The sequence below is a fragment of the Flavobacterium ammoniigenes genome, assembly GCF_020886055.1.
Taxonomy (GTDB): Bacteria; Bacteroidota; Bacteroidia; order Flavobacteriales; family Flavobacteriaceae; genus Flavobacterium; species Flavobacterium ammoniigenes.
Window position 1 is genome coordinate 2,132,060 of the sequence record NZ_AP025184.1, and the last position, 26,513, is coordinate 2,158,572.

The 26,513-nt window shown below is 35.0% G+C and carries 25 protein-coding genes; 17 read left to right on the plus strand and 8 right to left on the minus strand.

Annotation, left to right across the window (positions count from 1 at the left end; all coding sequences use genetic code 11):
- Nucleotides 1-68 precede the first annotated feature (68 nt).
- A complete protein-coding gene (gene ychF / locus LPC21_RS09700) occupies nt 69-1,163 on the minus strand; it encodes a redox-regulated ATPase YchF (RefSeq protein ID WP_229317002.1) in 1,095 nt (364 codons plus the stop codon).
- 223 nt (nt 1,164-1,386) lie between these two features.
- Here ychF and LPC21_RS09705 point away from each other — a divergent pair, with 223 nt between their 5' ends.
- Nucleotides 1,387-3,858: a TonB-dependent receptor plug domain-containing protein gene (locus LPC21_RS09705; RefSeq protein ID WP_229317003.1), complete on the plus strand. Its 2,472-nt coding sequence runs from the start codon at nt 1,387-1,389 to the stop codon at nt 3,856-3,858.
- A 74-nt stretch (nt 3,859-3,932) separates the two neighbouring features.
- On the opposite strand, the gene LPC21_RS09710 is transcribed toward LPC21_RS09705, so the two are convergent.
- Nucleotides 3,933-4,283 carry a 4Fe-4S dicluster domain-containing protein gene (locus tag LPC21_RS09710; protein ID WP_229317004.1) on the minus strand — a complete coding sequence of 117 codons (351 nt, stop codon included), beginning with the start codon at nt 4,281-4,283 and terminating at the stop codon, nt 3,933-3,935.
- Between the two features lie 115 nt (nt 4,284-4,398).
- On the opposite strand from LPC21_RS09710, the gene LPC21_RS09715 reads away from it, so the two are divergent.
- From LPC21_RS09715 to LPC21_RS09745, 7 genes are all read left to right on the plus strand, one after another.
- Complete coding sequence (locus LPC21_RS09715; RefSeq protein WP_229317005.1) at nt 4,399-5,460, plus strand: acyl-CoA reductase; 1,062 nt, start codon at nt 4,399-4,401, stop codon at nt 5,458-5,460.
- A gap of 90 nt (nt 5,461-5,550) precedes the next feature.
- On the plus strand, nt 5,551-6,621 hold the full coding sequence (gene serC, locus LPC21_RS09720; protein ID WP_229317006.1) for a 3-phosphoserine/phosphohydroxythreonine transaminase: 1,071 nt from the start codon (nt 5,551-5,553) through the stop codon (nt 6,619-6,621).
- A gap of 63 nt (nt 6,622-6,684) precedes the next feature.
- Nucleotides 6,685-7,635 carry a D-2-hydroxyacid dehydrogenase gene (locus LPC21_RS09725; protein WP_229317007.1) on the plus strand — a complete coding sequence of 317 codons (951 nt, stop codon included), beginning with the start codon at nt 6,685-6,687 and terminating at the stop codon, nt 7,633-7,635.
- 104 nt (nt 7,636-7,739) lie between these two features.
- Nucleotides 7,740-8,042 (plus strand): DUF6787 family protein, encoded by a 303-nt coding sequence (locus LPC21_RS09730; protein WP_229317008.1) that lies wholly within the window; start codon nt 7,740-7,742, stop codon nt 8,040-8,042.
- Nucleotides 8,043-8,119: 77 nt separating this feature from the next.
- Complete coding sequence (locus LPC21_RS09735) at nt 8,120-8,785, plus strand: ABC transporter ATP-binding protein (RefSeq protein WP_229317010.1); 666 nt, start codon at nt 8,120-8,122, stop codon at nt 8,783-8,785.
- 14 nt (nt 8,786-8,799) lie between these two features.
- Nucleotides 8,800-9,564: a TIGR02757 family protein gene (locus LPC21_RS09740; protein WP_229317012.1), complete on the plus strand. Its 765-nt coding sequence runs from the start codon at nt 8,800-8,802 to the stop codon at nt 9,562-9,564.
- Nucleotides 9,565-9,633: 69 nt separating this feature from the next.
- Nucleotides 9,634-10,980 carry a DEAD/DEAH box helicase gene (locus tag LPC21_RS09745; protein WP_229317014.1) on the plus strand — a complete coding sequence of 449 codons (1,347 nt, stop codon included), beginning with the start codon at nt 9,634-9,636 and terminating at the stop codon, nt 10,978-10,980.
- 6 nt (nt 10,981-10,986) lie between these two features.
- Here LPC21_RS09745 and LPC21_RS09750 read toward each other — a convergent pair whose 3' ends face one another.
- The gene (locus LPC21_RS09750; RefSeq protein WP_229317015.1) at nt 10,987-12,096 is read right to left on the minus strand and encodes a lactonase family protein; all 1,110 of its coding nucleotides are present in this window, start codon (nt 12,094-12,096) and stop codon (nt 10,987-10,989) included.
- A gap of 423 nt (nt 12,097-12,519) precedes the next feature.
- On the opposite strand from LPC21_RS09750, the gene LPC21_RS09755 reads away from it, so the two are divergent.
- The 3 genes from LPC21_RS09755 to LPC21_RS09765 are packed head-to-tail and all read left to right on the plus strand — an operon-like array spanning nt 12,520 to nt 14,764.
- Nucleotides 12,520-13,776 carry a dihydroorotase gene (locus LPC21_RS09755; protein ID WP_229317017.1) on the plus strand — a complete coding sequence of 419 codons (1,257 nt, stop codon included), beginning with the start codon at nt 12,520-12,522 and terminating at the stop codon, nt 13,774-13,776.
- Between the two features lie 3 nt (nt 13,777-13,779).
- Nucleotides 13,780-14,109, plus strand: coding sequence for a hypothetical protein (locus tag LPC21_RS09760; RefSeq protein ID WP_229317019.1), 330 nt, complete (start codon nt 13,780-13,782; stop codon nt 14,107-14,109).
- 4 nt (nt 14,110-14,113) lie between these two features.
- On the plus strand, nt 14,114-14,764 hold the full coding sequence (locus LPC21_RS09765; protein WP_229317021.1) for an alpha/beta hydrolase: 651 nt from the start codon (nt 14,114-14,116) through the stop codon (nt 14,762-14,764).
- 6 nt (nt 14,765-14,770) lie between these two features.
- Here LPC21_RS09765 and LPC21_RS09770 read toward each other — a convergent pair whose 3' ends face one another.
- A complete protein-coding gene (locus tag LPC21_RS09770; RefSeq protein ID WP_229317023.1) occupies nt 14,771-15,271 on the minus strand; it encodes a hypothetical protein in 501 nt (166 codons plus the stop codon).
- A 7-nt stretch (nt 15,272-15,278) separates the two neighbouring features.
- Nucleotides 15,279-16,043 carry an MBL fold metallo-hydrolase gene (locus LPC21_RS09775; RefSeq protein WP_229317024.1) on the minus strand — a complete coding sequence of 255 codons (765 nt, stop codon included), beginning with the start codon at nt 16,041-16,043 and terminating at the stop codon, nt 15,279-15,281.
- Between the two features lie 228 nt (nt 16,044-16,271).
- On the opposite strand from LPC21_RS09775, the gene LPC21_RS09780 reads away from it, so the two are divergent.
- Nucleotides 16,272-17,732 (plus strand): TonB-dependent receptor, encoded by a 1,461-nt coding sequence (locus LPC21_RS09780; protein WP_229317025.1) that lies wholly within the window; start codon nt 16,272-16,274, stop codon nt 17,730-17,732.
- A gap of 67 nt (nt 17,733-17,799) precedes the next feature.
- Here the strand turns inward: LPC21_RS09780 and bcp are convergent, their stop codons facing one another.
- Nucleotides 17,800-18,252, minus strand: a complete 453-nt coding sequence (gene bcp / locus LPC21_RS09785) for a thioredoxin-dependent thiol peroxidase (RefSeq protein ID WP_229317026.1) — start codon at nt 18,250-18,252, stop codon at nt 17,800-17,802.
- A 57-nt stretch (nt 18,253-18,309) separates the two neighbouring features.
- Here bcp and LPC21_RS09790 point away from each other — a divergent pair, with 57 nt between their 5' ends.
- From LPC21_RS09790 to amaB, 4 genes are all read left to right on the plus strand, one after another.
- The gene (locus tag LPC21_RS09790) at nt 18,310-18,954 is read left to right on the plus strand and encodes an endonuclease III domain-containing protein (RefSeq protein ID WP_229317027.1); all 645 of its coding nucleotides are present in this window, start codon (nt 18,310-18,312) and stop codon (nt 18,952-18,954) included.
- A gap of 139 nt (nt 18,955-19,093) precedes the next feature.
- Nucleotides 19,094-20,173 (plus strand): saccharopine dehydrogenase family protein, encoded by a 1,080-nt coding sequence (locus tag LPC21_RS09795; protein ID WP_229317028.1) that lies wholly within the window; start codon nt 19,094-19,096, stop codon nt 20,171-20,173.
- Between the two features lie 8 nt (nt 20,174-20,181).
- Nucleotides 20,182-21,084, plus strand: a complete 903-nt coding sequence (locus LPC21_RS09800) for a DUF1338 domain-containing protein (RefSeq protein WP_229317029.1) — start codon at nt 20,182-20,184, stop codon at nt 21,082-21,084.
- Between the two features lie 4 nt (nt 21,085-21,088).
- Nucleotides 21,089-22,618 carry an L-piperidine-6-carboxylate dehydrogenase gene (amaB, locus tag LPC21_RS09805; protein WP_229317030.1) on the plus strand — a complete coding sequence of 510 codons (1,530 nt, stop codon included), beginning with the start codon at nt 21,089-21,091 and terminating at the stop codon, nt 22,616-22,618.
- A 48-nt stretch (nt 22,619-22,666) separates the two neighbouring features.
- On the opposite strand, the gene LPC21_RS09810 is transcribed toward amaB, so the two are convergent.
- A complete protein-coding gene (locus LPC21_RS09810) occupies nt 22,667-22,810 on the minus strand; it encodes a hypothetical protein (RefSeq protein ID WP_229317032.1) in 144 nt (47 codons plus the stop codon).
- A 50-nt stretch (nt 22,811-22,860) separates the two neighbouring features.
- Entirely contained in the window at nt 22,861-23,445 is a 585-nt protein-coding gene (locus LPC21_RS09815; RefSeq protein ID WP_229317034.1) for an RNA polymerase sigma factor, read from the minus strand.
- A 283-nt stretch (nt 23,446-23,728) separates the two neighbouring features.
- Between LPC21_RS09815 and uvrA the strand changes: the two genes are divergently transcribed.
- Entirely contained in the window at nt 23,729-26,512 is a 2,784-nt protein-coding gene (gene uvrA, locus LPC21_RS09820; RefSeq protein WP_229317035.1) for an excinuclease ABC subunit UvrA, read from the plus strand.
- The last annotated feature ends 1 nt before the right edge of the window (nt 26,513 follow it).

Below are 26,513 nucleotides of genomic sequence, written 5' to 3' on the forward strand. Positions count from 1 at the left end.
TTGGGGATAAAAAAACCGCTAAATTACTTTAGCGGTTTTTTTTTGTTTCTAATCCTATTTTGAATGAATTACACATTAAATCTAAAGTGCATTACATCGCCGTCTTTTACAACGTATTCTTTTCCTTCTACTTTGAATTTACCTGCTTCTTTACATTTTGCTTCCGAACCATAGTGAATGAAATCTTCGTATGAAATAACCTCAGCACGAATAAATCCTTTTTCAAAATCGGTATGAATCACTCCGGCAGCTTGTGGCGCCGTAGCTCCAATGTTAATGGTCCAAGCACGTACTTCTTTCACACCTGCCGTAAAATAGGTTTGTTGTTTCAATAATTTGTAGGCTGCGCGAATTAAAACCGAAGCTCCTGGCTCTGTCAATCCCATATCTTCTAAGAAAACTTGACGCTCTTCGTAGCTTTCTAATTCGTTAATATCAGCTTCAGCTCCTACAGAAAGGATAATTACTTCCGCATCCTCGTCTTTTACTAATTCACGAACTTGATCCACGTATTTATTTCCGTTTACCGCTGAATTTTCATCTACATTACATACATACAAAACCGGTTTGTTGGTAATCAATTGGAAACTTTCCATCAATACTTCCTCATCTTGACTAGCAGGAACAACGGTTCTTGCCGATTTTGCTTGTAATAAGGCTTCGCGAATTCTATTTAACAACGATTGCTCAGCTTGCGCTTCTTTATTTCCTGTTTTAGCCGCACGATTTACTTTTTCCAAACGTTTTTCAACGGTTTCTAAATCTTTCAACTGCAATTCGATATCGATCGTTTCTTTGTCACGAATTGGGTTTACATTCCCATCAACGTGTACAATATTATCATTGTCAAAACAACGCAATACATGAATGATCGCGTTACATTCTCTAATATTTCCTAAGAATTGATTTCCTAAACCTTCACCTTTGCTGGCTCCTTTTACCAATCCGGCAATATCAACAATATCTACCGTTGCCATTTGCACACGTTCTGGTTTAACTAGTTCTTCTAGCTTTGCCATTCTTGAATCGGGTACATTGACCACACCAATATTGGGTTCAATAGTACAAAATGGAAAATTCGCACTTTGCGCTTTGGCGTTAGACAAACAATTAAACAACGTTGATTTCCCTACATTTGGTAATCCTACAATTCCTGCTTTCATGATAATTTTATTTTCGAAAAGTGGTCAATCACCACCAAAATTTGCAATTCCTTTAATAAAGTGTGCAAATATAGAATTAAAAAAAGGTTCGTTAAACAAAAACGTTGAATTCTTGCATTCTTTGTAAAATTCGCACCTATATCCGATAAACGTTAATTAATTCTTAAATAATTAGTACATTGCACCCGATTTAAACCAAATAAAAACCAAACCAAATTTATTTATGAAAAAGTACAGCTTACTTTTATTGTTATTTAATTTGACTTGTCTTTTTGCTCAGGAAAAAACAACTTCTGAAGCACAAGAATTAAAAGAAGTTCAAATTGTAGGTTCAAGAAATACAAAACGAACAGTAGTAAATTCTGCTGTACCTATTGACGTAATCAACGTTAAAGACGTGACCACTCAAAGTGGAAAATTAGAAATCAACGAATTATTACAATACGTTGCTCCTTCATTTAATGCCAACAAACAATCGGGTTCTGATGGAGCCGATCACGTAGATCCTGCTTCTTTAAGAGGTATGGGACCTGACCAAACTTTAGTTTTAATTAATGGTAAAAGAAGACACCAATCGTCTTTGATCAATTTATTTGGAACAAAAGGTCGTGGAAATACTGGGACTGATTTAAATGCTATTCCTGCATCTGCAATCAAAAGAATTGAAATCTTAAGAGACGGTGCTGCTGCACAATACGGTTCAGATGCTATTGCTGGGGTAATTAATATTGTTTTAAACGACAATATTAACCAAGTAACCGGAGCGGTAACCTACGGAGCTTACAACACAAATGCTCAAGGTGAGTTTGACCCAGGAACTGCCAATACCAAAAACAATTTCTTAGACGAAACTGGTTTTGGAAACACACTAGGTCAAAAAAGAAATTTTGATGGACAATCCTTAAAAGTTGCTGCTAACTATGGTGTTGCCGTAGGTAAAAAAGGAGGGATTGCTAACTTCACTGCTGAATACTTAAACAAAGAAAAGACATTGCGTCCAGGATTTGATTTCAGAAAAGGTTTTGGTGAAGCGGCTATTCAAGGATTGAATCTTTTTGGAAATTTAGTTTTACCAATTTCTGACAAAACGGAATTCTATGCATTCGGGGGAAGAAACTTTAGAGATACTGATGCGTATGCTTTTACAAGAAATGGTGGAGAAAGAGTAGTTGAATCCATCTATCCTGGTGGATATACGCCAAGAATTACTTCAGAGATTGTAGATAATTCTATCGCAACCGGTATCAGAACTAAATATGCCTCTGGATGGAAAATGGATTTGAGTAATACCTTCGGAAAAAACCTTTTCCATTATTATATTAAAGGAACTATCAATGCCTCGTTAGTAGGAAATTCTCCAACAGAATTTAATGCAGGTGGACATAGTTTAAGTCAAAACACTACCAACTTAGATTTTTCTAAAAACTACGATTCAGTTTTAAACGGAATGAACTTGGCCTTTGGAGCAGAATTTAGAACAGAGCAATTCAGCATCTTTGCTGGAGAAGAAGGTTCTTATGCTACTTATGATACAGCTGGAAGACCAATTACCAATCCAGCAACTCAAACCGCACCAACAGACCCTATTTCTGGCGAATTACGTCCAGGTGGTTCTCAAGGATTTCCAGGATATAGCCCTGCTAACGAAGTGAAGAAAAACCGTAACAACGTATCTTTATATACGGATGCCGAATTTGATGTAACTGACAATTTGTTAGTGAGTACTGCAGTTCGTTTTGAAAACTACAGCGATTTTGGAAGTACACTTAATGGAAAATTAGCTGCGCGTTTGAAAGCAACTGATAATGTCAATTTCAGAGGATCGTTAAGCACAGGATTTAGAGCGCCTTCATTGGCTCAAGTATACTATAACTTACGTTTTACTAATTTTAGTTCAGGTGGGGCTACTGAGGTTATTTTATCTTCAAATGACAGTCCAGTAACTCAGGCTTTTGGAATTAATAAATTAAACGAAGAGAAAGCAGTAAACGGATCTTTGGGAGTAACAGCTAGTTTTGGTGCTTTCACTGCAACAGTTGACGGATATTTTATTAACGTAAAAGACCGTATCGTTTTGACTGGATACTTTGATGCTTCTGCATTGAACCTTGGTGTTTCTGCTGCACAATTCTTTACAAATGGAGTAGATACTAAAACTGCTGGTGTAGATGTAGTATTGGCTTGGAAAAAGAAATTTGGAGACAGTAATTTTGCTGCTACCTTAGTTGGAAACATCAACCACATGAAAATTGGTGATGTGAAAAATGGCACTTTAGACAAAGAAACTTTCTTTGGAGAAAGAGAAAAAGCGTTTTTATTAGCTTCGGCTCCAGCCAATAAATTTGGATTAAATCTTAACTATGATAAAAAATGGTTCAATGCTGGTTTAGCGTTTACCCGTTTTAGCAAAGTAGAATTATTAGACTACCAAATGTATGAAGACGTAGCTGATTACGGTAGTTTTGCCGATCAAATAAAAGCAGCAACAGATACGTATAGTGCAAAAATTGTAACTGATTTAACTTTAGGATTCAAATTAAATAAAGCTTCTAAATTAAGTATAGGTGCTAATAACTTATTCAACATCTATCCTGATCAACAAGATGACTGGGTAGAAGCTGGTGGATATTGGGATGCTGTTCAAATGGGATTCAGCGGAGCTTATTACTATGCTAGATTAGGATTTACATTCTAATTTAACTTCATAGAAACAAAAAAATCCTGAGCATGTGCTCAGGATTTTTTTTTGATAAAAGTTTTTTAAAAAAACTATTCGTTATGTAAGAATGCTTGTCTGTTCAACAAGGTTTCTTCTGACTCTACATGATTATCATCTGGAATACAACAATCTACTGGACAAACAGCTGCACATTGTGGCTCATCATGAAATCCTTTACATTCCGTACATTTTCCGGGAACGATGTAATATACATCATCAGAAATCGGAGTTTGAGCTGCATCGGAATCTACCTCAGTACCATCCGGCAAAATTACTTTACCCGATAGTTTAGTTCCATCTTTGTATCTCCAGTCATCAGCTCCTTCGTAAATTGCAGTATTTGGACATTCTGGCTCACAAGCCCCACAATTGATACATTCGTCTGTAATTATAATTGCCATAATTTTAGTCTTAAAGTTGGAAAGTCTAAAGTCTTGTATTGTCTTATTGACTTTCGGCTTAATTATCCTTATTTTTGTGCAAAATTACAATCAAAACCATTCATAAACAAACATTATGGACTTAGAAACAAAAAAAAATGTTTTTGTTACATTAGGACGCTTTTTAAATCAGTTCGCAGAAAATAATTCTAACCAGGATTTGAGCGTACCCAATAATGATTTGTTTTTTGAAGAATTTGAACAATTAATTCAATTATCCCAATCACACAATGGGTGGTATACTCCGGAACAAGTCTACTTCTCTATCCAATCTTGGGCAAAAGCCTTAACAAAAGAAAACCTAGATCAATGGACTTCGTCTTATGATTTTACTATAGCTGAATCCAAAACAATTGCTTTAATTTTAGCAGGAAATATTCCCTTAGTTGGATTTCACGATTTTATTTCTGTTTTAATTTCAGGACATAATGTATTGGTTAAAACATCATCTAACGACCAGCACTTATTGCCTTTTTTAGCCAAATACCTCATAACTCTTGAACCCCAATTAGCCCAAAAAATAACTTTTGTGGAAGGTAAATTAGAGAATTTTGATGCCGTTATTGCTACTGGAAGCAACAATACAGCCCGTTATTTTGAATATTATTTCAAAGACAAGCCTTCTATTATTAGAAAAAACAGAAATTCAGTTGCCGTACTAAACGGTCAAGAAACCAAAGAACAACTCATCGCTTTGGGCGAAGATATTTTTAGATATTTTGGATTGGGTTGCCGCAATGTTTCCAAACTTTTTGTACCCAAAGGCTATTCGTTTGATGCTTTTTTCGAAGCCATTTTTGAATACCAAGACGTGATTCATTATGAAAAATATGCCAATAATTACGATTACAACAAGGCTGTTTTTTTAATGAGTAACTACAAATTATTGGACAATGGCTTTTTAACTTTAAAAGAAGACTCCAGTCATGCCTCTCCTATTTCTAGCGTGTTTTACGAATACTATGATTCCCTTGCCGAAATAGAAAAAAGACTAAAAACTGAAGCTGAAACTATTCAATGTATTGTAAGCAATAATTTAGTACAAAATAGCATCACATTTGGACAAACACAACGCCCTCAATTATGGGATTATGCAGACCATGTGGATACTATTTCGTTTTCGTTAACAATAAACTAATAAATTGTTCAAATATTTCGTTTTTTTTAATTGATTTTAAGAATCGATTGTCGAAATTTGCATTCTTTAAATTTGGAACAAACAACTACCATGAAAAAACACAACTACAGCGCAGGACCTTGTATTTTACCACAAGAAGTTTTTGAAAAATCAGCTCAAGCTATTTTGGATTTCAACAATTCCGGTTTATCTATTTTAGAAATATCGCACAGAAGCAAAGATTTTGTTGCGGTAATGGATGAAGCAAGAGCGTTGGCACTAGAATTATTAGGATTAGAAGGCAAAGGTTACCAAGCCCTTTTTCTTGCTGGTGGTGCTAGTTTGGAGTTTTTAATGGTTCCTTATAACTTGATGAAAGAAAACGGTAAAGCCGCTTATTTAGATTCTGGAACTTGGGCATCAGCCGCAATTAAAGAAGCTAAATATTTTGGAGAAACTGTTGTTGTAGCTTCATCTAAAGAACAAAATTACAATAACGTACCAAAAGGATATTCGATTCCTGCTGATGCCGATTATTTCCACTGTACAAGTAACAATACTATTTTTGGAACTCAAATGAAAGAATTGCCAACTACTAATGTACCTGTAGTTTGCGATATGAGTTCGGATATTTTCTCACGTCAATTGGACTTTACTAAATTTGACATTATCTATGCTGGGGCTCAAAAAAATATGGGACCTGCAGGAACTACTTTAGTAGTGATCAAAGAAGAAATTTTAGGTAAAAACGGAAGAGAAATTCCAAGTATGTTAGATTACGCTAAACACATTAAAGCAGAAAGTATGTATAATACACCTCCTGTTTTCCCAGTGTACGCCTCTTTATTAACCTTACAATGGTTGAAAAAATTAGGCGGAATTGCAGCTATCGAAAAAATCAACAATGCTAAAGCAGAATTACTTTACAACGAAATAGATAGAAACCCATTATTCAAAGGTGCTGCTGCCGTAGAAGATCGTTCGAATATGAATGCAACTTTCTTATTGAATAACCCAGAACACGCTCCGATTTTTGATACTATGTGGAAAGAAGCGGGTATTTCTGGATTGCCAGGACACCGTTCAGTGGGAGGCTACAGAGCGTCTATGTACAATGCAATGCCAATTGAAAGCGTACAAGTTTTAGTTGACGTAATGCAAGCTTTAGAAAAAGCAGTTTAATAAATAAACCATTTATCAATTTGAGGATGAAGGCACTTTATTCCTCGCAATGAAATAAACACAATGAAAGTATTAGCAAATGACGGAATTTCTAAAAGCGGAATTCAAGCTTTAGAAAAAGGCGGATATGAAGTGATTACTACAAAAGTAGCGCAAGAACAAGTGGCTAACTTTATTAACGAAAATAACGTAAGCGTTATTTTGGTAAGAAGCGCAACTAAAGTTCGTAAAGATATTATCGATGCTTGTCCTGGTATCAAAATCATCGGTCGTGGTGGGGTTGGTATGGACAATATTGATGTTGACTATGCTAAAAGTAAAGGAATCAACGTAATCAACACACCAGCTTCTTCATCAGAATCAGTTGCTGAGTTGGTTTTTGGTCACTTATTTAACGGAGTTCGTTTCTTACACGATTCTAACAGAAACATGCCTTTAGAAGGCGATGCTAACTTTGAAGGATTGAAAAAAGCCTACGCTAACGGAACTGAATTAAGAGGTAAAACTTTAGGAATTGTAGGAATTGGTCGTATTGGTCAAGCTACTGCGAAAATGGCGCTTGGTCTTGGAATGAAAGTGATTGCAGCGGATAGTTTTATTGAAAAAGTAGATGTGAAAGTAGAATTCTTTGACGGACAATCAATCACTACAACTATTGTATCACAATCGTTAGAATCATTGTTCAAAGAAGCTGATTTCATTTCATTACACGTTCCAGCTCAAAACGGATATATCATTTCAAAAGCTGAATTGGCAATTATGAAAGACGGTGTAGGTATCGTAAACTGTGCTCGTGGTGGAGTAATTGACGAAATTGCTTTAATAGAAGCTTTAGACAGCGGAAAAGTTGGTTTCGCTGGATTGGACGTTTTTGAAAGCGAACCAAAACCAGAAATCAAAATCCTTATGCATCCAAAAATCTCTTTGACACCTCACATTGGAGCAGCAACAGGAGAAGCACAAGATAGAATTGGAACAGAATTAGCACAACAAATCATTAGTATTTTAGGTTAATCTTTTTCAAATAAAAATAAGAAGGATGTCTCTAAAAGGCATCCTTTTTTTTATGCTTTACTTTGTACAAAAATGATAACTTTGTAACGCTTAAGACAATCCAAATGGAGAAATTAAAACAGCGATGGGGAGTTCAATCCAATTTACAGCTGACTATTATTTTTATCGTTTTTGCAATAACAGGTTCGGCCTCAGCGATGGTTTCGAAACCAGTTTGTCTTTGGTTAGGAATAACTAAAGAGGATTTTGGATTTTTGTTTACTCCTATTCGACTCATTCTGATTTTTCCATTGTACCAAGTGCTGTTAGTTAGCATCGGATTTCTATTTGGCCAATTTGCCTTTTTCTGGAAGTTTGAAAAAAAACTCTTGCGAAAATTAGGATTGGGATTTTTATTCAAAGAATAATTACGCTACGAATTCTTTACCCAAAATTACATTTGGATAACCAAAAAACTTTGTTTCTTTGTAAAAACTAGTTCCTAATGATACAAGCGAAAAACCTACATAAATTTTACGACCAATTAGAAGTACTAAAAGGCGTGGATTTGCATATTCAAAAAGGAGAAATCGTTTCTATTGTAGGGGCTTCTGGAGCAGGAAAAACAACTTTGTTGCAATTATTAGGCACGCTAGACAAACCTTCCATTCAAGAAGGGACATCGCTTCACATTAATGGAGAAGATGTTTTGAGAATGAATGATAAAAATTTATCCAAATTCAGAAATTTGAATCTGGGTTTTATTTTTCAATTTCACCAATTATTACCTGAATTTACAGCTTTAGAAAATGTTTGTATTCCCGCTTTTATTGCCAATAAAAACAAACAAGAAACCGAGAAAGAAGCCAAACGATTATTAGAATATTTAGGTCTTTCGAATCGTATTGATCACAAACCCAATGCGCTTTCGGGCGGAGAACAACAACGTGTAGCCGTTGCGAGGGCATTAATCAACAAACCCGATGTGATTTTTGCTGACGAACCATCCGGAAACCTAGATACGCTTTCGGCAGAAAATTTACACCAATTGTTTTTTCAATTGCGTGATGAGTTCGGACAAACCTTTGTCATTGTCACTCACAACGAAGAATTAGCTAATATGGCGGATCGAAAATTGATTATGATAGACGGACAAATTAGTAATCCTTAATCTTAGCTGCTACCATGAAAGCTGCCGAACTAAAATCTTTTTTGGACGAAAAGGTTATACAATATAACACCCAAGATTTTATAGATAGCGATCCTGTTCAAATTCCGCATTTATTTTCCCAAAAAGAAGATATAGAAATTGCCGGTTTTTTGGCCGCAACCATCGCTTGGGGCAACCGCAAGATGATCATCAAAAATGCACATCATATGATGGAATTGATGGGAAATTCACCCTATGACTTTGTTCTTTCACATCAACAAAAAGATTTGAAAGATCTCGAATCCTTTGTTCACCGAACTTTTAACGGTCAAGATTTTAAAGTTTTCATCAAAGGATTACAACACATTTATCAAAAACACAACGGACTCGAAGCCGTTTTTGCTCAAAACCAAGAAGCCTTTTCTATGCAAAAGAGCATACATGAATTCAAAAAACTCTTTTTTGATGTTCCTCATGCAACTCGTACTCAAAAACACATTTCAGATCCACTGAATAATTCGGCGGCCAAACGCATCAATATGTATTTGCGTTGGATGGTACGCCAAGACACCAAAGGGGTTGATTTAGGTATTTGGAAAAGTATTTCACCCGCAGCACTCTCTTGCCCACTCGATGTTCATTCAGGTAATGTAGCACGAAAATTAGGTTTACTACATCGCAAGCAAAACGATGCAAAAGCTTTAACTGAATTAGATACACAACTGCGAATTTTAGACCCAAATGACCCTGTAAAATATGACTTTGCCTTGTTTGGATTGGGAGTCTTTGAAGGTTTCTAATTGGACTCCTCCAATATAATACACTTAAAATCCCTCTTTTTAATGTACCTTTGCACAAAATAGCATTTTATGAGCACTTTTGAGCAATTCAATCTTCCTAAATCCGTACAAAAAGCCATTGACGAATTGGGCTTTACTACGCCTACTCCAATCCAGGAAAAATCTTTCTCTGTGATTATGTCAGGACGAGATATGATGGGAATTGCACAAACTGGAACAGGTAAAACCTTTGCTTATTTATTGCCGTTATTAAAACTATACAAGTTTACCAATACCAACACACCTAAAATTGTGATTTTGGTACCTACCCGAGAATTAGTGGTTCAAGTAGTTGAAGAAGTGGAGAAACTGACCAAATACATGTCGGTTAGCACGCTCGGAATTTATGGAGGGGTGAACATCAATACGCAGAAAAAAGCAGTTTACGAAGGTGTGGATATATTAGTTGGAACACCCGGTAGAACAATGGATTTGGCCTTAGATGCAGTAGTTCGTTTTGACGAAACTCAAAAATTAGTCATCGACGAATTTGACGAAATGTTGAATTTAGGATTTAGAACCCAATTAACGGCTCTGCTAGCGATGATGAAAACCAAACGTCAAAACATATTGTTTTCAGCAACCATGACCGAAGAGGTAGATGCTGTTTTGAACGACTTTTTTGACTATCCAGAGGAAGTCACACTATCAGCTTCGGGAACACCATTAGAAAAAATAAAACAAATTACATATCAGGTTCCGAATTTCAATACCAAAGTTAATTTATTGAAACATTTATTGACTTCAGACGAAAGTATGAGTCGAGTTTTGGTTTTTGTGAACAATAAAAAAATATCGGATATGCTGTTTGAAAGCATTGATGAAGAATTTGAAGGACAGTTTGGAGTAATTCACTCCAATAAATCACAAAACTACCGTTTAAGCACGATGGCAGAGTTTCAAGAAGGTAATTTGCGTGGTTTAATTACGACCGATATTATGGCGAGAGGTTTGGATATTTCCAATATTACACACGTCATCAACTTTGAAATGCCAGAGCTTCCTGAATTGTACATGCACCGAATTGGACGAACCGGTCGTGCTGATGCTGAAGGAACTTCCATTAGCTTTGTAACCCCTCGCGAAGAAGAATCTTTTGTGGAGGTAGAAGTTTTAATGAACAAAGAACTCGAAATCACTCCATTTCCAGAAGAAGTTGAAATTTCCATCAAGTTGATTGGTCCAGAAAAAGACCGCCAACCGGTGAAGTTTTTGATGAAAAAAGTGAAATTAGAGGGTGATGGGGCTTACCACGAAAAAGCCAAAAAGAATACCAAAGTCAACTTGGGTGGTCCATCAAAAACAAAGAAAAAAACACACGGATCTGTCAACCGAAACATGCTTAAAACTAGAGCTCAGAAAAAGAAGAAAAAGTAATTACAATTACTTCTGATTCCCGAAAACTAAACATACCGGAGAACACAATTCAATTCGTTTACCCGTATCGGAAATTGCTCCTGAAGATAAATCCCTTTTAAAAACAACAATGTCATTAGAATATTGATGTGCAACTAAAAGAAACTTACCGGTTGGATCAATGACAAAATTTCGAGGTCCCTTCCCTAAAGAAGAAACAACTGAAAGCGACTGTAACTGACCATTTTTAAGTATTTTGAAAATAGAAATTGTATTTGCTTCACCTCGATTCGAAGCATACAGAAACTTTCCATCAGGCGAAATATGAATATCAGCTCCGGTAAAATTACCTTTAAAATCTTTCGCTAAAATGGTAGTTTCTTGAATTTTATTCAATTTATCATTAGCAAAATCAAATACTGAAATAGCGCCATTTAATTCTTGCAACACATACAGCTTTTTCCCGTCTTTGCTAAAAGTTAAATGACGCGGTCCACTCCCCGATTGAACTGGAATCGAACTTTCCCATTGCAAAACATCATTAGCAGCATCTGGATGGTATTTATAAATATCTACAGAATCGGTACCTAAATCAGTACTCAATACATATTTCTTATCTGGTGAAAAATACACCATATGAACATGAGCACTTTCTTGGCGTGGATGAATTCCTTTGCCCTTGTGTTGCATTAGTTGTTTGACCTCGGTCAAACTACCATCTGTATTTTTTCTAAAAACAGCAATATTACCACCAGAATAATTAGCCACAATCACATTCAGAACATCATTGATAATATAGCAAGGATCTGCACCCTGCGCCTTTTGCTGATTCAAACTCGTTAATTGACCTGTAGTTCCATCCAATCCAAAAGAGCTTATCGTACTTTCAGTTCCGTTTTCATTGACTGAATACAGCACTTTTTGGTTTTTAGAAAGTGCTAGATAGCTAGGGTTAATTACTTTTTCAGTCGCATTTTTGAACACAAAATCACCCGTATTGGTATCAAAATCGTACACATAGATACCTTTACTATCACAACTATTAGTATAAGTACCAATGAATAAAGGTAGATTTTTGGTTTGGGCTTGTGACAAAGAAATTAAACCCAAGAACAGAAGTAGAATACTATTTTTCATTTTGAATACAATTGAAGGGCTAAAATAAACAATAATGATATGCACTACATTGTAAATGGATGTATTTAAATCCAAATTGCTAAAATTAAATTAAAGAGAGACATCTATGTAGCATGTAAAACTATAAAAACTAGTTTCGAATATATATCTGATCAATTCAATCACAACATTTTTTAATGAAGTGTAAAGCAAAACCAACCTTGGTCGAATATGGAAATGGTTTCTTATATTTGCACTGTAATTAAGAATTATAAAATAATTATTAATTGATTCGCAACGTAATATTGAAAAAAAAATATTTGATTTTTCAATCAGATAAAAATCAAATTTGATATAAATAATTACTTTCGATAAAATATTTTAAAATACTGGTTTAGAATATAATAATAAGCAGATTTTACACAATAAAAAATCAAACACAACATGAAAACAATCATCAGAAGCGCAACTATTATCGATCCTAATAGTCCATTTCACAACAAGACTGTAGACATATTCATTGCAGATGGTTGTATCACTAAAATTGGGGCCACCCTCCCTAATCCAGATAATTGTCAAGAAATTCAATTGGACAATCTACATGTTTCACCAGGATGGTTTGACAGCAGTGTTTCACTTGGCGAACCGGGATTTGAAGATCGAGAAACTATTAAAAACGGTTTACAGGTTGCTGCTAAAAGCGGGTTTACCGGAATTGCACTACAACCCAACTCTTACCCAATAATTGACAATCAATCGCAAGTTCATTTTGTAAAAAGTAAAGCACAAAGTGCAGCAACTGAGCTCTTTCCTATTGGAGCATTAACCAAAGGGAGTGAAGGAAAAGATATGGCTGAATTGTTCGATATGAAAAATGCTGGAGCTATAGCTTTTGGAGATTACAATAGAAGTTTGGATAATGCCAATTTGTTAAAAATAGCCTTGCAATACGCACAAGATTTTGATGGCTTAGTAATCGCTTTCTCCCAAGACGAAAAAATCAAAGGGAATGGTGTCGCAAATGAAGGTGTTGTTTCAACACGATTAGGCTTAAAAGGAATACCTAATTTAGCAGAAGAATTACAAGTGGCTAGGAACTTATTTCTCCTTGAATATACCGGAGGAAAACTACATATGCCAACTATTTCCACCGCGAAATCAGTAGCTTTAATCCAAGAAGCTAAAACTAAAGGACTGAATGTAAGTTGCAGTGTTTCAGTTCACAACATTATTTTAACTGATGTAAAACTAGAAGATTTTGATACTCGCTTCAAAGTAAACCCTCCATTACGAACAGAAGCTGATCGACTCGCTTTGATTGAAGGTGTTAAAAACGGCACTATTGATTTGATTACTTCAGATCACAATCCAATTGATATCGAACATAAAAAAATGGATTTTGACACGGCAAAAAGTGGAACAATTGGTTTGGAAAGTGCTTTTGGAGCTTTACTGACAGTATTGCCTCTCGAAACAGTAATTAATAAACTTACCGCAGCTAGAGCTTTATTTGGAATAGAAAATCCAACAATCTCTGAGGGCGCTAAAGCTAATTTAAGTTTATTCAATCCGGAGGGGAAAAGCACTTTTACTTCTGAATCCATTTTGTCAAAATCGAAAAACTCCGCTTTTATTGGCACTGAAATGAAAGGAAAAGTATACGGAATTATGAATCAAAACCAATTGATTCTAAACCAATAAATCATGAATAAAGAAACGATTGAAGCAGGGAAATCAACCGCCATTACCAGTTATATTTTAGGAATTGGCGTTTTTATCGCCATGTCCATGAATGCCGAAAATAAGAATCCGTTTGCTACTTTTCATATCCGTCAAGGATTAGGATTAACACTGACATTTATCTCTTTGGGTTTAATCATTAGCAATTTTGACAGTTTATTGATTTCATTTCCCATGTGGATTTTCATTTCCATTTTATGGAGTTATGGTATTTTTACCGCTATTAAAGGCGAAACCAAACCTATACCGCTTTTAGGAACTTATTTCCAGAAATGGTTATCCAATATTTCGTAACATCATGAATTTATCATTAGAATACCTAATCAAAGAGCCTAAAATAAAAAAGGAGTCCAATCCCCTTTTGCTTTTATTACACGGATACGGAAGCAATGAAGCCGATTTGTTTTCTTTTGCCTCTGAACTTCCTGAAGACAATTACATCGTTTCAGCGCGTGCTCCTTATGATTTACAATACGGAAGTTATGCTTGGTATGCCATCAATTTTGATGCCGACGAAAATAAATTTTCTGACAATGAACAAGCTAAAGTTTCCAGAGATTTGATTGGTACATTTATAGATGAACTAGTTGCTAATTATCCAATTGATAAAAACAGTATTACGCTAATTGGTTTTAGCCAAGGGGCCATTTTAAGTTATGGAGTAGCGCTTTCAGATCCAAAAAAAATCAAAAATGTGATCGGATTGAGTGGCTATGTTAGCGAACCCATTTTAAAACAAGGGTTTGAAAATAATGACTTTTCCACTCTAGGAGTTTTTGTATCTCACGGAACCGTAGACCAAGTAATTCCAATTGAATGGGCTAGAAAGTCGGATAATTTTTTAACTCAAACAAATATTGCTCACACCTATAAAGAATATCCTATAGGTCATGGGATTTCTCCTCAAGTATTTTTCGACTTTAAGAATTGGCTTCAAGCCCATTCTTAATTCATTTTATTTTTGATATAAAAGCGATTGATTGACTTCAAAAGTGATGGTTTCATCCTCATTTACGAAATATTTTAAGAGTACTTCGCCCCAAATTTCGCCATCACTAAAATCAGCGATGATCCAGCGGTGATTCAATATTTTTACTTTGTTGATAATGAATTTATTCGCCCCAATTTGATCTTGGCCGGTATATGGATTCCCTTTTAGATTGGAATTGTAATCCAGTAATTTTTCCGTCACCACAGGAATTAACTTTTCGTATTGAATTATCATTTGCGAATTCTGATTCTCAAAATAGTTTTGCGCATTTTCGTTTTTAGCCAAAGAAAAATAATTAGCATCTGCCAATTGATTGGTAACTAGAGCCAAGCTATCACGTAATTTAGTGATTTTTCGCTCAGAACGCTTTTGTTCAAATTGTAATTCGCTATTCAAAAAAACATAGGTAAACAAAGTAGTCAATGCAAAAAGTATAGTCAAATAAAGGAGTAAAGAACGTTTCATAGGAAAATTAAATAGTGATTTCTAAATTATCATAAGCGATAAAAACATTTTCAGGAAGACTTTTTTGTACTTCTTCATGAAAACCTAAATGGTGGCTTATGTGTGTTAAATAGGCTTTTTCAGGTTGTACCAAAGTTATAAAATCTAAAGCTTCCTGCAAATTGAAATGGGTAGCATGTGGCTCTTCTCGTAAAGCATTTACGACCAAAACTTTAAGCCCTTTTAGCTTTTGGATTTCCGATTCTTCAATCGTCTTTACATCCGTTAAATACGCAAAATCATCTATACGATAACCAAAGACCTGCAGGTCACCATGCATTACGTTAATAGGAATAGCTGTTTTATTTCCAACTGAAAACGGGATATTGTTTTGTACTTCAAAGGTACATACAGATGGTGCGCCAGGATATCTATTGACTGTTTCAAACACATAATCGAAACGTCGTTTCAAATTCTCAATTACACGTTGATGAGCATAAATCGGCATTGGACCTTGCCGAAAGTTAAATGGGCGAATATCATCAATTCCTGCCGTGTGATCTGCATGTTCGTGAGTAAATAAAATTCCGTCAACTTGTTGGCAATTAGAAACCAGCATTTGTTGTCTAAAATCGGGGCCACAATCAAAAACAAACGAATGATTATCCCAAGACAGCCATGCCGAAACCCGCAAGCGTTTGTCTTTGGCATCAGCACTTTTGCAAACAGGATGATCGCTTCCGATAATTGGAATGCCTTGTGATGTACCTGTTCCTAAAAAATATACTTTCAATAGTGACAGTTGTTTTTTGGTTGATTAAATAATTGCCAATTCGTATTGTGTTAATATCAAAAAAAATAGTCTTCAAAAATAGTAATTCTACATTTGAAAGCGCTAAAAATACGATTCAAATAATAATCGAATGTAGTTGTTATTTTTTTATAAAATTATGGTTAAATTTCTTTTGGCAAACCCCTTATTTGTTAACTTTGTAACATTAAAGCCCATTTAATACAAAAAATGCATACTAAAAAGATAAAACTCAAAGGAGATAAAGTAATGGAGCAAATTCCTTCTATTAAGGATAAAGCGCTCCGTATCAACCTCAACGAAAATATTTACGGAACTTTTGCTGAAATTGGCGCAGGCCAAGAAACGGTTCGACACTTTTTTAGAGCAGGTGGTTCCTCTGGTACAATTGCAAAAGCAATGTCTGCTTACGACAAAGATTTTAGTGATGCCGTTTACGGTATTGAAGAAGATGGTCGCTATGTAACTGAAAGCCGATTGAAAAAGATGCTTTCGCATGAGGTAAGCTTAATTGAAAAGCGTTTGAGTCGTGACAAACATCCCAATAAGATGTTTTTCAGTTATGCTAACACGGTAGCTACTATCGACTTTGCAAAGCAATTCAAAGGGCATGGATGGGTTGGAATTAGTTTCCAAATTGAACCAGACGAAGCGTACAACGAAATCATACTCCACATTCGGTTCAAAGAAACGGATTCGAGATTGCAACAAGAAACCCTAGGTATATTAGGGGTAAACTTGATTTATGGTGCGTATTACAAATACAACGATCCAAAAAAATTGTTGCGCTATTTGTACGACCATTTGGACAAAGACCAACTAGAAATTGACACCATTAACTTTTCTGGACCTCGTTTTGCTGATGTAGACAACCGTTTGATGAGTTTGCAATTGGTTAAAAATGGAATGACTGATGCCGTAATGTTCAATCCAGAAGGAAAAAACATATTACCGGCTGCAATTTTATACAAGAAAAATTTATTAGCCTTTAGAGGAAGTTTCCGACCTGTAACTAAGGTAAATATGGACATGTACGAGAAATCGTTGAAAATGTTCCTCAATGAAAATAAAGTTGAAAAAGAAAACACACTCGTAGTATTTGAAATCACCTTATCTAACTTGCGATCTGATGGTGAAATCGACGAAAGAGATTTTATGGATCGTGCCGAGTTACTTTGTTCTTTGGGACAAACTGTAATGATTTCAAATTTCCAAGAATACTATAAAGTAGTGGAATATTTTGCTAATTATACCAAAGCCCGCATGGGATTAGCCATGGGAGTTAACAACTTAGTCGATATCTTTGACGAAAAATACTACCGCCATTTGAGCGGAGGAATCCTAGAAGCCTTTGGTAAGTTATTCTACCGCGACATGAAAGTATTCTTATACCCAATGATAGGAGAGAATGGCGAAATCATAACTTCTGAAAACCTAAAAGTACATCCACGAATGAAAGAATTGTACAAATTCTTTAAATTCAATGGAAAAGTAATTGATATTGAAGATTACAATCCTGAAATATTAGAAGTATTCTCCCGTGAGGTGCTTAAAATGATTAGTCAAGGTAAAGAAGGTTGGGAACCAATGCTTCCTTCCGGTGTAGCTGAAATTATCAAAGAACACCATTTATTTGGCTATGAGCCAAGTAAATTCTTGAAAGAGGTATAAGTAACCAAAAAATAGATAAAAAAAATCCCCAACTGTTTTCAATTGGGGATTTTTATTTGAAATAGGATTACTTCAAAATCTGATCAGCATGCGCTTTGGTTTTAACTTCTGAAATGACGTCTGCTATAATTCCGTTTTCATCAATTACGAAAGTAGTCCTATGAATTCCATCGTATTCTTTACCCATAAACTTCTTTGGTCCCCAAACTCCAAAAGCTTGAATTACCGATTTATCTTCATCAGCCAATAATGGGAAAGGAAAATCAAATTTTTCCTTGAATTTAGCTTGCGCTTTTTGAGGATCGGCACTAACTCCAAGAAGTGCATAATTATTGGCTTTAAATCGCTCAAAATTATCTCTTAGATCGCAAGCTTCGGCAGTACAACCAGGGGTATTCGCTTTTGGATAAAAGAAAACCACTAGTTTTTTCCCTTTGTAATCCGCTAATTGATGAGATTTTCCGTCTTGATCCACTCCAGAAAATTTCGGAGCCTGATCCCCTATTTTTAATGTTGTCATGTATTTAGTATTGAATTATTGGAATTGTATTATTTTTACTGGAATAAAAGTACAAAAATGAACAAACAGGAACGGGTAACATTTGTTATAAATACGTTAAAAGAATTGTATCCTACAATTCCTATTCCATTAGACCACAAAGATCCCTACACTTTATTAATTGCTGTATTACTTTCAGCGCAATGCACCGATGTTCGAGTAAACCAAATTACACCTCTCCTATTTGCTAAAGCAGATAACCCTTACGATATGGTTAAATTATCTGTTGAAGAAATAAAAGCAATTATTCGCCCCTGCGGTTTATCTCCTATGAAATCAAAAGGAATTTATGGTTTATCGCAAATTCTTATCGAAAAACACAATGGTCAAGTTCCTCAAAGTTTTGAAGCATTAGAAGAATTACCAGCCGTGGGACATAAAACGGCGAGTGTTGTCATGTCTCAAGCCTTTGGCGTACCTGCATTTCCGGTTGACACCCACATTCATCGGTTGATGTACCGTTGGAATTTAACCAATGGGAAAAATGTGGTACAAACCGAAAAAGATGCCAAACGTATTTTTCCTGAGGAATTATGGAATGAACTGCATTTACAAATCATTTGGTACGGAAGGGAATATTCGCCTGCTCGTGGTTGGGATATAGAGAAAGACAGTATTACGAAAACAATCGGAAGAAAATCGGTACTTGACAAAATACTATAACTTCATTAAGAAAGAGCAACTTTTTACCCAATTCAACAAATAAATTGAAATACTTTTTTATTTGTTATGAAAATTAAATTCAAATTGATATTTTGTTATATTTGTAACACATCAATCAATTTTTGTTAAATTTTATACTATGAAAAAAATAATTATTTTAGGAAGCGGTAAAATAGGTTCAACAGCAGCATTTATGTTGCAAGAAAGTTCGAAATTTCAAGTCACTATTGTAGATAATCAAAGACAGGATCATCATACTGAACTTGAAAAAGCAGGTATTGTTGTTTTAATAGAAAATATTTCAGATGCAAGTACAATTGATGCCGTTTTAGCAAACGGATACGAATATGTACTGAATGCCTGTCCCTACCATTTAAATATTGGGATTATTGATGCGGTAGCCAAGAAAGAAATGCATTATTTCGATCTATCAGAAGATGTGAAGTCTGCCAATTATATTAAAGAAATAGCTAAAAAATCAAAAAGTACATTTATTCCACAATGTGGACTCGCTCCAGGATTTGTAAGTATAAGTGCCAATCATTTGTGTAATTATTTTGACGAATTAAAAGATGTAAAATTACGTGTTGGTGCTTTGACACTGAGTCCAAACAATATGTTAAAATACAATCTATCTTGGAGTACTGACGGGCTCTTAAACGAATACTCTCATCCTTGTGATGCCATAGTAAATGGCAAGTTTACAAAGGTGCTCCCGCTAGAAGGATTAGAATATTTTTGTTTAGAAGGCATTGAATATGAAGCGTTTAATACTTCCGGAGGAATTGGTGGATTAGCAGAGAAATTAAATGGGAAAGTAGAAAACTTAGATTATAAAACCATTCGTTACAAAGGACATCGCGACTTAATGAAATTCTTATTTGAAGATCTTGGATTTAAAAATGACAGACCTTTATTAACAAAAATATTCAACAACAACATAGCCACTACATCTGAAGATGTAATAATTATTTACATTAGTGTAACTGGTTTAATTAATGGTAAACTCGAACAAAAAACGGTTTCACATACAATTCCAAATCAAATGGTAGGGAACAAACATTTTACAGGAATCCAATTAACAACAGCCGGATCTGTTTGCGCCGTAATTGATTTACATTCCCAAGGAAAAATTGCACAATCTGGATATGTAATGCAAGAAGATATTCCTTATGAGGATTATGTAAAAAGCCCATTTTTAAACTATTATTTTAAATAACACAATTCATGGAAACCCAATATAAAAATCTAGACTATGTTTTAGAAGGATTAATATCACGTTATAAAGAACGCGTACCTGATGTGGATAAAATTGTAAATGGACTTTTAAAAGAAGGGATTTTAAATAATGAATCTGCATTTCATAATGACCATATTGCTTTTAGAACAATGGGCGTACCTAACTTAGGAATTGCCTCAATGGAAAAAATATTTCTACATTATGGTTACAAGAAAAAAGAGTACCTCTATTTTGAAGAAAAAAAATTAAATGCATTTTGGTACCATCCTCCAAAACCAGAATATCCAAGAATTTTTATAAGTGAATTGCGTGTGGTTGATTTGTCGCCAGCAACACAAGAAATAATACTAAAATATACAAATGAGGTAACGTTCGATCCTGTAGATACTTTAGATTTAAACGACCCAAAAGCAGTAGATCATTTTCTGCACAAAGCATTATGGACTTTACCTACTTTGGAAGATTATACAACTCTTTTAAAAGAGAGCGAATATGCTGCCTGGACGATTTACAACCGATATTATTTAAATCATTTTACTATCAGTGTCCATGAATTGGCAAAATGTAATGATTTAGAATCTTTCAATAGTTGGCTAGAAAAAAACGGAATCCAATTGAATGATGCTGGAGGAAAAATTAAAAAAAGTCCTGATGGGTTACTTTGGCAAAGTTCGACTGTTGCACAAATGATAGAAGCCACTTTCTCAAACAATGAGAAAATGCTAATTTCAGGTTCCTATGTCGAATTTGCAGAAAGAAAAGTACTACCCGAATTCAGACATTTACCCAAAGAAGCTATTCGACGCGAACACCGTAGAGATGGATTTGAAGCTAAAAATGCTGATAAAATATTCGAAAGCACTTTTACTTCACAAACAACAAAAAAATAAAAAAATGGAAAATAATTTCATACAAAAATTAGGATTAAGCGAGAAAGAATTAGGGACCTATACTGGTATTAATGCGTTTGGTGATTTTGAAAATAGCATCGAATCATTTTCTCCAGTAGATGGAAAAAAAATTGCAGAAGTTGCTTTTACCTCTTCATCAGATTATGAAAAAGTAGTTGAAAAAGCACAACAGGCTCACCTGGAATGGAGAAAAGTTCCTGCTCCTAAGAGAGGTGAAATCGTGAGACAAATTGGAAATGAATTACGAAATAAAAAAGCCGAATTAGGTCAATTAGTTGCCTATGAAATGGGAAAAAGTTTGCAGGAAGGCTTGGGTGAAGTTCAAGAAATGATTGATATCTGTGATTTTGCAGTCGGGATTTCAAGACAATTGTATGGATTAACAATGCATTCTGAAAGACCCCAACACCGAATGTATGAACAATACCATCCATTGGGAATTGTAGGAATCATTTCTGCATTTAACTTTCCAGTAGCCGTTTGGAGTTGGAACACCGCTTTAGCTTGGGTATGTGGAAATGTATGTATTTGGAAACCATCTGAAAAAACACCATTATGCGCCATTGCTTGCCAAAAAATTGTTGCCAAAGTTTTCAAGGAAAATAATTTACCGGAAGGCATCTCCAATTTAATTATGGGAGATGGCACTTTGGGGGAAATCATGACAAAAGACACACGTGTTTCCTTAATATCGGCAACAGGATCAACTGCAATGGGTAAAAAAGTAGCAGTAGCAGTTGGGAATCGATTAGGAAAATGTCTTTTAGAATTAGGCGGAAACAATGCAATAATAATTACTGAAAATGCTGATTTATCATTAGCAGTAAGAGCGGCTGTTTTTGGAGCTATTGGAACTGCAGGACAACGATGTACTACCTCAAGAAGACTTATCATTCATGAAAGTATATATACCGCATTTTTGGAGAAATTAGTTGTAGCCTACCAACAGCTACATATAGGTTCTCCTTTAGATTCTAAAAATCATATTGGACCTTTAATTGATCAGCATGCGGTGCAAATGTATCTCAACGCACTTTCAAAATGTGAAAAAGAAAATGCTACCTTTATTATCAAAGGAAAACAACTTCAAGGAGCAGAATACGAATCGGGTTGTTATGTTAGCCCAAGTATCGTTGCGGTAGAAAAAACATTTGAATATTTAAAAGAGGAAGTTTTTGCTCCTTTATTGTACGTGATTAAGTATTCAAATTTAGAGGAAGCAATTGCTATTCAAAATGATGTGCCACAAGGTTTGTCATCATCTATTATGACTTTAAACATGCGAGAAGCCGAACTATTCTTATCTGCCGAAGGTTCTGATTGCGGTATTGCCAATGTAAATATTGGGACTAGCGGTGCCGAAATTGGTGGTGCATTTGGAGGTGAAAAAGAAACTGGAGGTGGTCGAGAATCGGGCTCAGATGCATGGAAAGCTTATATGAGACGCCAAACTAACAGCATTAATTATAGTACTGAAATTCCGTTAGCACAAGGTATCCAATTTGATTTTTAAAAGTATAAAGCAGACTCTTTTTTGTTTTAAAAAGAGTCTGCTTTATAATTAATTAGCAATAAATTCAAAAGTAGCGCACTCCGTTTTGACTACTTTCAACGCTTTTGAATAGTGCAGCAAGAAAGAAATAACTTCTTTCTTTGGTTTCATTTTAGGAGCAATAAATGATTTTTTAGAGTAGATTTTTGCCATAGTTGGTATTTAGAATTTACAATACAACGACAAAAACCAAACATTATTGTTTAATTAGTTAAAGTAATTTGATGTTTATCAATCACTTTTCTCAAATTAAGTAATGCATAACGCATTCGCCCTAATGCCGTATTAATACTCACTCCAGTAGCCTCCGAAATTTCTTTAAAACTCATATCTTGATACAAACGCATCATCAATACCTCTTTTTGATCAACAGGGAGTTCTTCAACTAATTGGCGTAAATCGTTGGAAACCTGATCAGAAATTAGTTTATTTTCAATCGTCAAAGCATCATCTGTCATGATAGAAAAAATAGAAAAATCCTCTGTTTCTCTATACAATGGCATTTTTTTATTGCTGCGGTAATGATCTACAATCAAATTATGCGCAATTCGCATTACCCAAGGAAGGAATTTTCCCTCTTCGTTATACGCATTGGATTTCAAAGTTCGAATCACTTTAATAAACGTATCTTGAAATATATCGTTTGCCATGTCTCTATCGCCAAGTTTGGAATAGATAAAACCGAAAATTTTGGATTGGTGTCTTTTGATAAGCGTTGCTAATGCAGCTTCGTTGCCAGCAATATAATCATGTACTAATGTAGCATCATCAATGGGAGTAATAGCCATAAATTACCTTTTAGAGGGTTTGAAATAGTAAAAAAAAAAATGTTCTAAAAAGTAAAAATGTTAAATAGGCTTTTGTTTTTTGATGATTTTGAATTTCAAATTTAAATTATTTTAATTAGAATAACCTAAGAAAAAAATGATAATTTAAAAAAATAGTGATTTAAGCACCTTAATAATCTCATAAAAGCCGCTAATTAAATTGAATAAAACAGTAAAAATGGTTAATTGGTGGTTGCTAATCTCAGTTGGAAAATGCTTACTTTTGTGAAAATTAAAAAGTCTTATGCCAACCGACATTGCTTCACTAGATCCTAAGAAAAACATTATCATAAAAGGCGCTCAAGTACATAATTTAAAAAATGTAGATGTCGCTATTCCAAGGAACAAACTGGTAGTAATTACAGGGCTTTCAGGATCTGGAAAGTCAAGTTTGGCCTTTGATACTTTGTATGCCGAAGGACAACGTCGTTATGTGGAAAGTTTATCGTCTTATGCACGCCAATTCTTGGGCCGTTTGGATAAACCCAAAGTAGAATACATCAAAGGTATTGCACCTGCGATTGCTATTGAACAAAAGGTTAATACGACTAATGCTCGTTCTACAGTTGGAACCTCAACTGAAATTTACGATTATATTAAATTATTATATGCCCGAGTTGGGCGTACTTTCTCTCCTGTTTCAGGTCAGGAAGTCAAAAAAAATACCGTTACCGATGTCGTTTCAGAAGTAAAAAATTTAGAAATAGATAGCAAATGGTTACTCCTTGCTCCTATTCATTTAGAAAAAGGGCGAAAACTTGAAGACAAACTCAACGTATTGTTACAACAAGGTTTTGCTCGAATATTAGTTGATGGCGAAATGGTTCGTTTGGACGATTTGCCTAAAAATTTAGGTAAAAAAGAAATCTTTCTAATTGTTGACCGAATTGTTGTCAAAGACGAAGAAGAGTTTTACAACCGATTAGCCGATGCTGTTCAAACGGCTTTCTTTGAAGGAAAAGGCATTTGTTATTTACAAGAATTAAACTCCGATAAACGATTCTCCTATTCGAATAATTTTGAGTTGGATGGTATTACTTTTTTAGAGCCTAATGTGCATTTGTTTAGTTTTAATAATCCCTATGGCGCATGTCCAGTTTGCGAAGGTTATGGTAACATCATTGGAATAGACACGGAGTTGGTTATTCCAAATACGAGCTTGTCTATTTATGAAAATGCCATTTTCCCTTGGCGAGGAGAAAGCATGAGCTGGTACAGAGATGAATTAGTTAAAAATGCCTACAAATTTGACTTCCCAATTCACAAACCTTTTTTCGAATTGACCGAAGCGCAAAAAGAATTAGTTTGGACAGGAAATCAATATTTTCAAGGTCTAAATGACTTTTTCAAAGAACTCGAGGAGAAAAATTACAAGATTCAAAACCGGGTAATGTTGTCCCGTTACCGCGGAAAAACCAAGTGTAACACTTGCAAAGGAAAACGACTACGCATTGAAGCTTCTTATGTAAAAATAAACGGCAAAACGGTTTCCGATTTGGTGGATTTACCAATTCGTCATTTGGTAGATTTTTTCAAAAACATTGATCTCAACGAATACGAAATACAAATTGCCAAACGTCTTTTAATCGAAATTAATAATCGTTTGTCTTTTTTAACTGAAGTAGGTTTGGATTACCTGACCTTAAACCGAAATTCGGCTACGCTTTCTGGCGGTGAATCACAACGTATCAACTTAGCGACTTCTTTAGGAAGTAGTTTAGTCGGATCAATGTATATTTTGGATGAACCAAGTATTGGCCTGCATCCAAAAGACACCGAACGCTTAATTAAAGTATTGCTGTCTTTACGAGATTTAGGCAATACGGTAATCGTAGTAGAACACGATGAAGATATCATGAAAGCTGCCGATATGATTATCGACATTGGCCCAGAAGCAGGAACGCATGGTGGTAATTTAGTAGCGCAAGGAACCTATGACGAAATCCTGCAATCGGATTCTTTAACATCTTTATATTTGAATGGTAAATTAGAAATTGCTGTTCCAAAAAGAAGAAGACCGTTCAAAAATCAAATTGAAATCAAAGGCGCAAGAGAAAACAACTTGCAAAACATTGATGTTAGTTTTCCATTAGACGTTCTTACAGTAATAACTGGCGTTTCTGGAAGTGGAAAAAGTACTTTGGTCAAAAAAATCCTATTTCCTGCCATGCAAAAGAAACTCGATAATGCGGGTGAAAAAGCTGGGCAATTTACCGAAATGACTGGGTCTTTTTCGCATATCAAACATATAGAATATGTGGACCAAAATCCTATTGGAAGAAGCTCTCGTTCGAATCCCGTTACCTACATCAAAGCCTATGATGATATTCGGGATTTGTATGCCAAAGAAAAGCTTTCAAAAGTAAGAGGCTATCAAGCCAAACATTTTTCTTTCAACGTAGATGGCGGTCGCTGCGAAAGCTGTAAAGGTGAAGGAACCATCAATGTTGAAATGGTTTTCATGGCGGATGTGCAATTGCATTGCGAAACCTGTAATGGTAAACGATTTAAGAAAGAAGTATTAGAAGTTGCATTTGAAGGCAAAAACATCAATGATATTCTAACTATGACTATAGATGATGCGATAGCCTTTTTTACCACGCACAAACAAACCAAAATTACTCAAAAGCTACAACCGCTTCAGGATGTTGGCTTGGGTTATGTCCAACTAGGACAATCTTCATCTACACTATCTGGTGGGGAAGCGCAACGTATCAAGTTAGCTTCCTTCTTAGTAAAAGGTGCTACCAAAGACAAAGCGCTGTTTGTATTTGACGAACCTACAACTGGATTGCATTTTCATGATATTAAAAAATTATTAGCTTCCTTTGATGCTTTGATAGAAAAAGGACATTCCATCATTGTGATCGAACACAATTTGGATCTTATTAAATGTGCCGATTGGATTATTGATTTAGGACCAGAAGGAGGCGAAAACGGAGGACAATTATTAGGTGCTGGAACTCCTGAAGATTTGGTAAAAATGAAAAAATCGATTACGGCTAGTTATCTAAAAGAAAAACTATAAA

Excerpts from the sequence above, each read along its gene's own strand:
- ychF (WP_229317002.1), bottom strand. The coding sequence starts at position 1,163 with ATGAAAGCAGGAATTGTAGGATTACCAAATGTAGGGAAATCAACGTTG.
- LPC21_RS09705 (WP_229317003.1), top strand. The coding sequence starts at position 1,387 with ATGAAAAAGTACAGCTTACTTTTATTGTTATTTAATTTGACTTGTCTT.
- LPC21_RS09710 (WP_229317004.1), bottom strand. The coding sequence starts at position 4,283 with ATGGCAATTATAATTACAGACGAATGTATCAATTGTGGGGCTTGTGAG.
- LPC21_RS09715 (WP_229317005.1), top strand. The coding sequence starts at position 4,399 with ATGGACTTAGAAACAAAAAAAAATGTTTTTGTTACATTAGGACGCTTT.
- serC (WP_229317006.1), top strand. The coding sequence starts at position 5,551 with ATGAAAAAACACAACTACAGCGCAGGACCTTGTATTTTACCACAAGAA.
- LPC21_RS09725 (WP_229317007.1), top strand. The coding sequence starts at position 6,685 with ATGAAAGTATTAGCAAATGACGGAATTTCTAAAAGCGGAATTCAAGCT.
- LPC21_RS09730 (WP_229317008.1), top strand. The coding sequence starts at position 7,740 with ATGGAGAAATTAAAACAGCGATGGGGAGTTCAATCCAATTTACAGCTG.
- LPC21_RS09735 (WP_229317010.1), top strand. The coding sequence starts at position 8,120 with ATGATACAAGCGAAAAACCTACATAAATTTTACGACCAATTAGAAGTA.
- LPC21_RS09740 (WP_229317012.1), top strand. The coding sequence starts at position 8,800 with ATGAAAGCTGCCGAACTAAAATCTTTTTTGGACGAAAAGGTTATACAA.
- LPC21_RS09745 (WP_229317014.1), top strand. The coding sequence starts at position 9,634 with ATGAGCACTTTTGAGCAATTCAATCTTCCTAAATCCGTACAAAAAGCC.
- LPC21_RS09750 (WP_229317015.1), bottom strand. The coding sequence starts at position 12,096 with ATGAAAAATAGTATTCTACTTCTGTTCTTGGGTTTAATTTCTTTGTCA.
- LPC21_RS09755 (WP_229317017.1), top strand. The coding sequence starts at position 12,520 with ATGAAAACAATCATCAGAAGCGCAACTATTATCGATCCTAATAGTCCA.
- LPC21_RS09760 (WP_229317019.1), top strand. The coding sequence starts at position 13,780 with ATGAATAAAGAAACGATTGAAGCAGGGAAATCAACCGCCATTACCAGT.
- LPC21_RS09765 (WP_229317021.1), top strand. The coding sequence starts at position 14,114 with ATGAATTTATCATTAGAATACCTAATCAAAGAGCCTAAAATAAAAAAG.
- LPC21_RS09770 (WP_229317023.1), bottom strand. The coding sequence starts at position 15,271 with ATGAAACGTTCTTTACTCCTTTATTTGACTATACTTTTTGCATTGACT.
- LPC21_RS09780 (WP_229317025.1), top strand. The coding sequence starts at position 16,272 with ATGCATACTAAAAAGATAAAACTCAAAGGAGATAAAGTAATGGAGCAA.
- bcp (WP_229317026.1), bottom strand. The coding sequence starts at position 18,252 with ATGACAACATTAAAAATAGGGGATCAGGCTCCGAAATTTTCTGGAGTG.
- LPC21_RS09790 (WP_229317027.1), top strand. The coding sequence starts at position 18,310 with ATGAACAAACAGGAACGGGTAACATTTGTTATAAATACGTTAAAAGAA.
- LPC21_RS09795 (WP_229317028.1), top strand. The coding sequence starts at position 19,094 with ATGAAAAAAATAATTATTTTAGGAAGCGGTAAAATAGGTTCAACAGCA.
- LPC21_RS09800 (WP_229317029.1), top strand. The coding sequence starts at position 20,182 with ATGGAAACCCAATATAAAAATCTAGACTATGTTTTAGAAGGATTAATA.
- amaB (WP_229317030.1), top strand. The coding sequence starts at position 21,089 with ATGGAAAATAATTTCATACAAAAATTAGGATTAAGCGAGAAAGAATTA.
- LPC21_RS09810 (WP_229317032.1), bottom strand. The coding sequence starts at position 22,810 with ATGGCAAAAATCTACTCTAAAAAATCATTTATTGCTCCTAAAATGAAA.
- LPC21_RS09815 (WP_229317034.1), bottom strand. The coding sequence starts at position 23,445 with ATGGCTATTACTCCCATTGATGATGCTACATTAGTACATGATTATATT.
- uvrA (WP_229317035.1), top strand. The coding sequence starts at position 23,729 with ATGCCAACCGACATTGCTTCACTAGATCCTAAGAAAAACATTATCATA.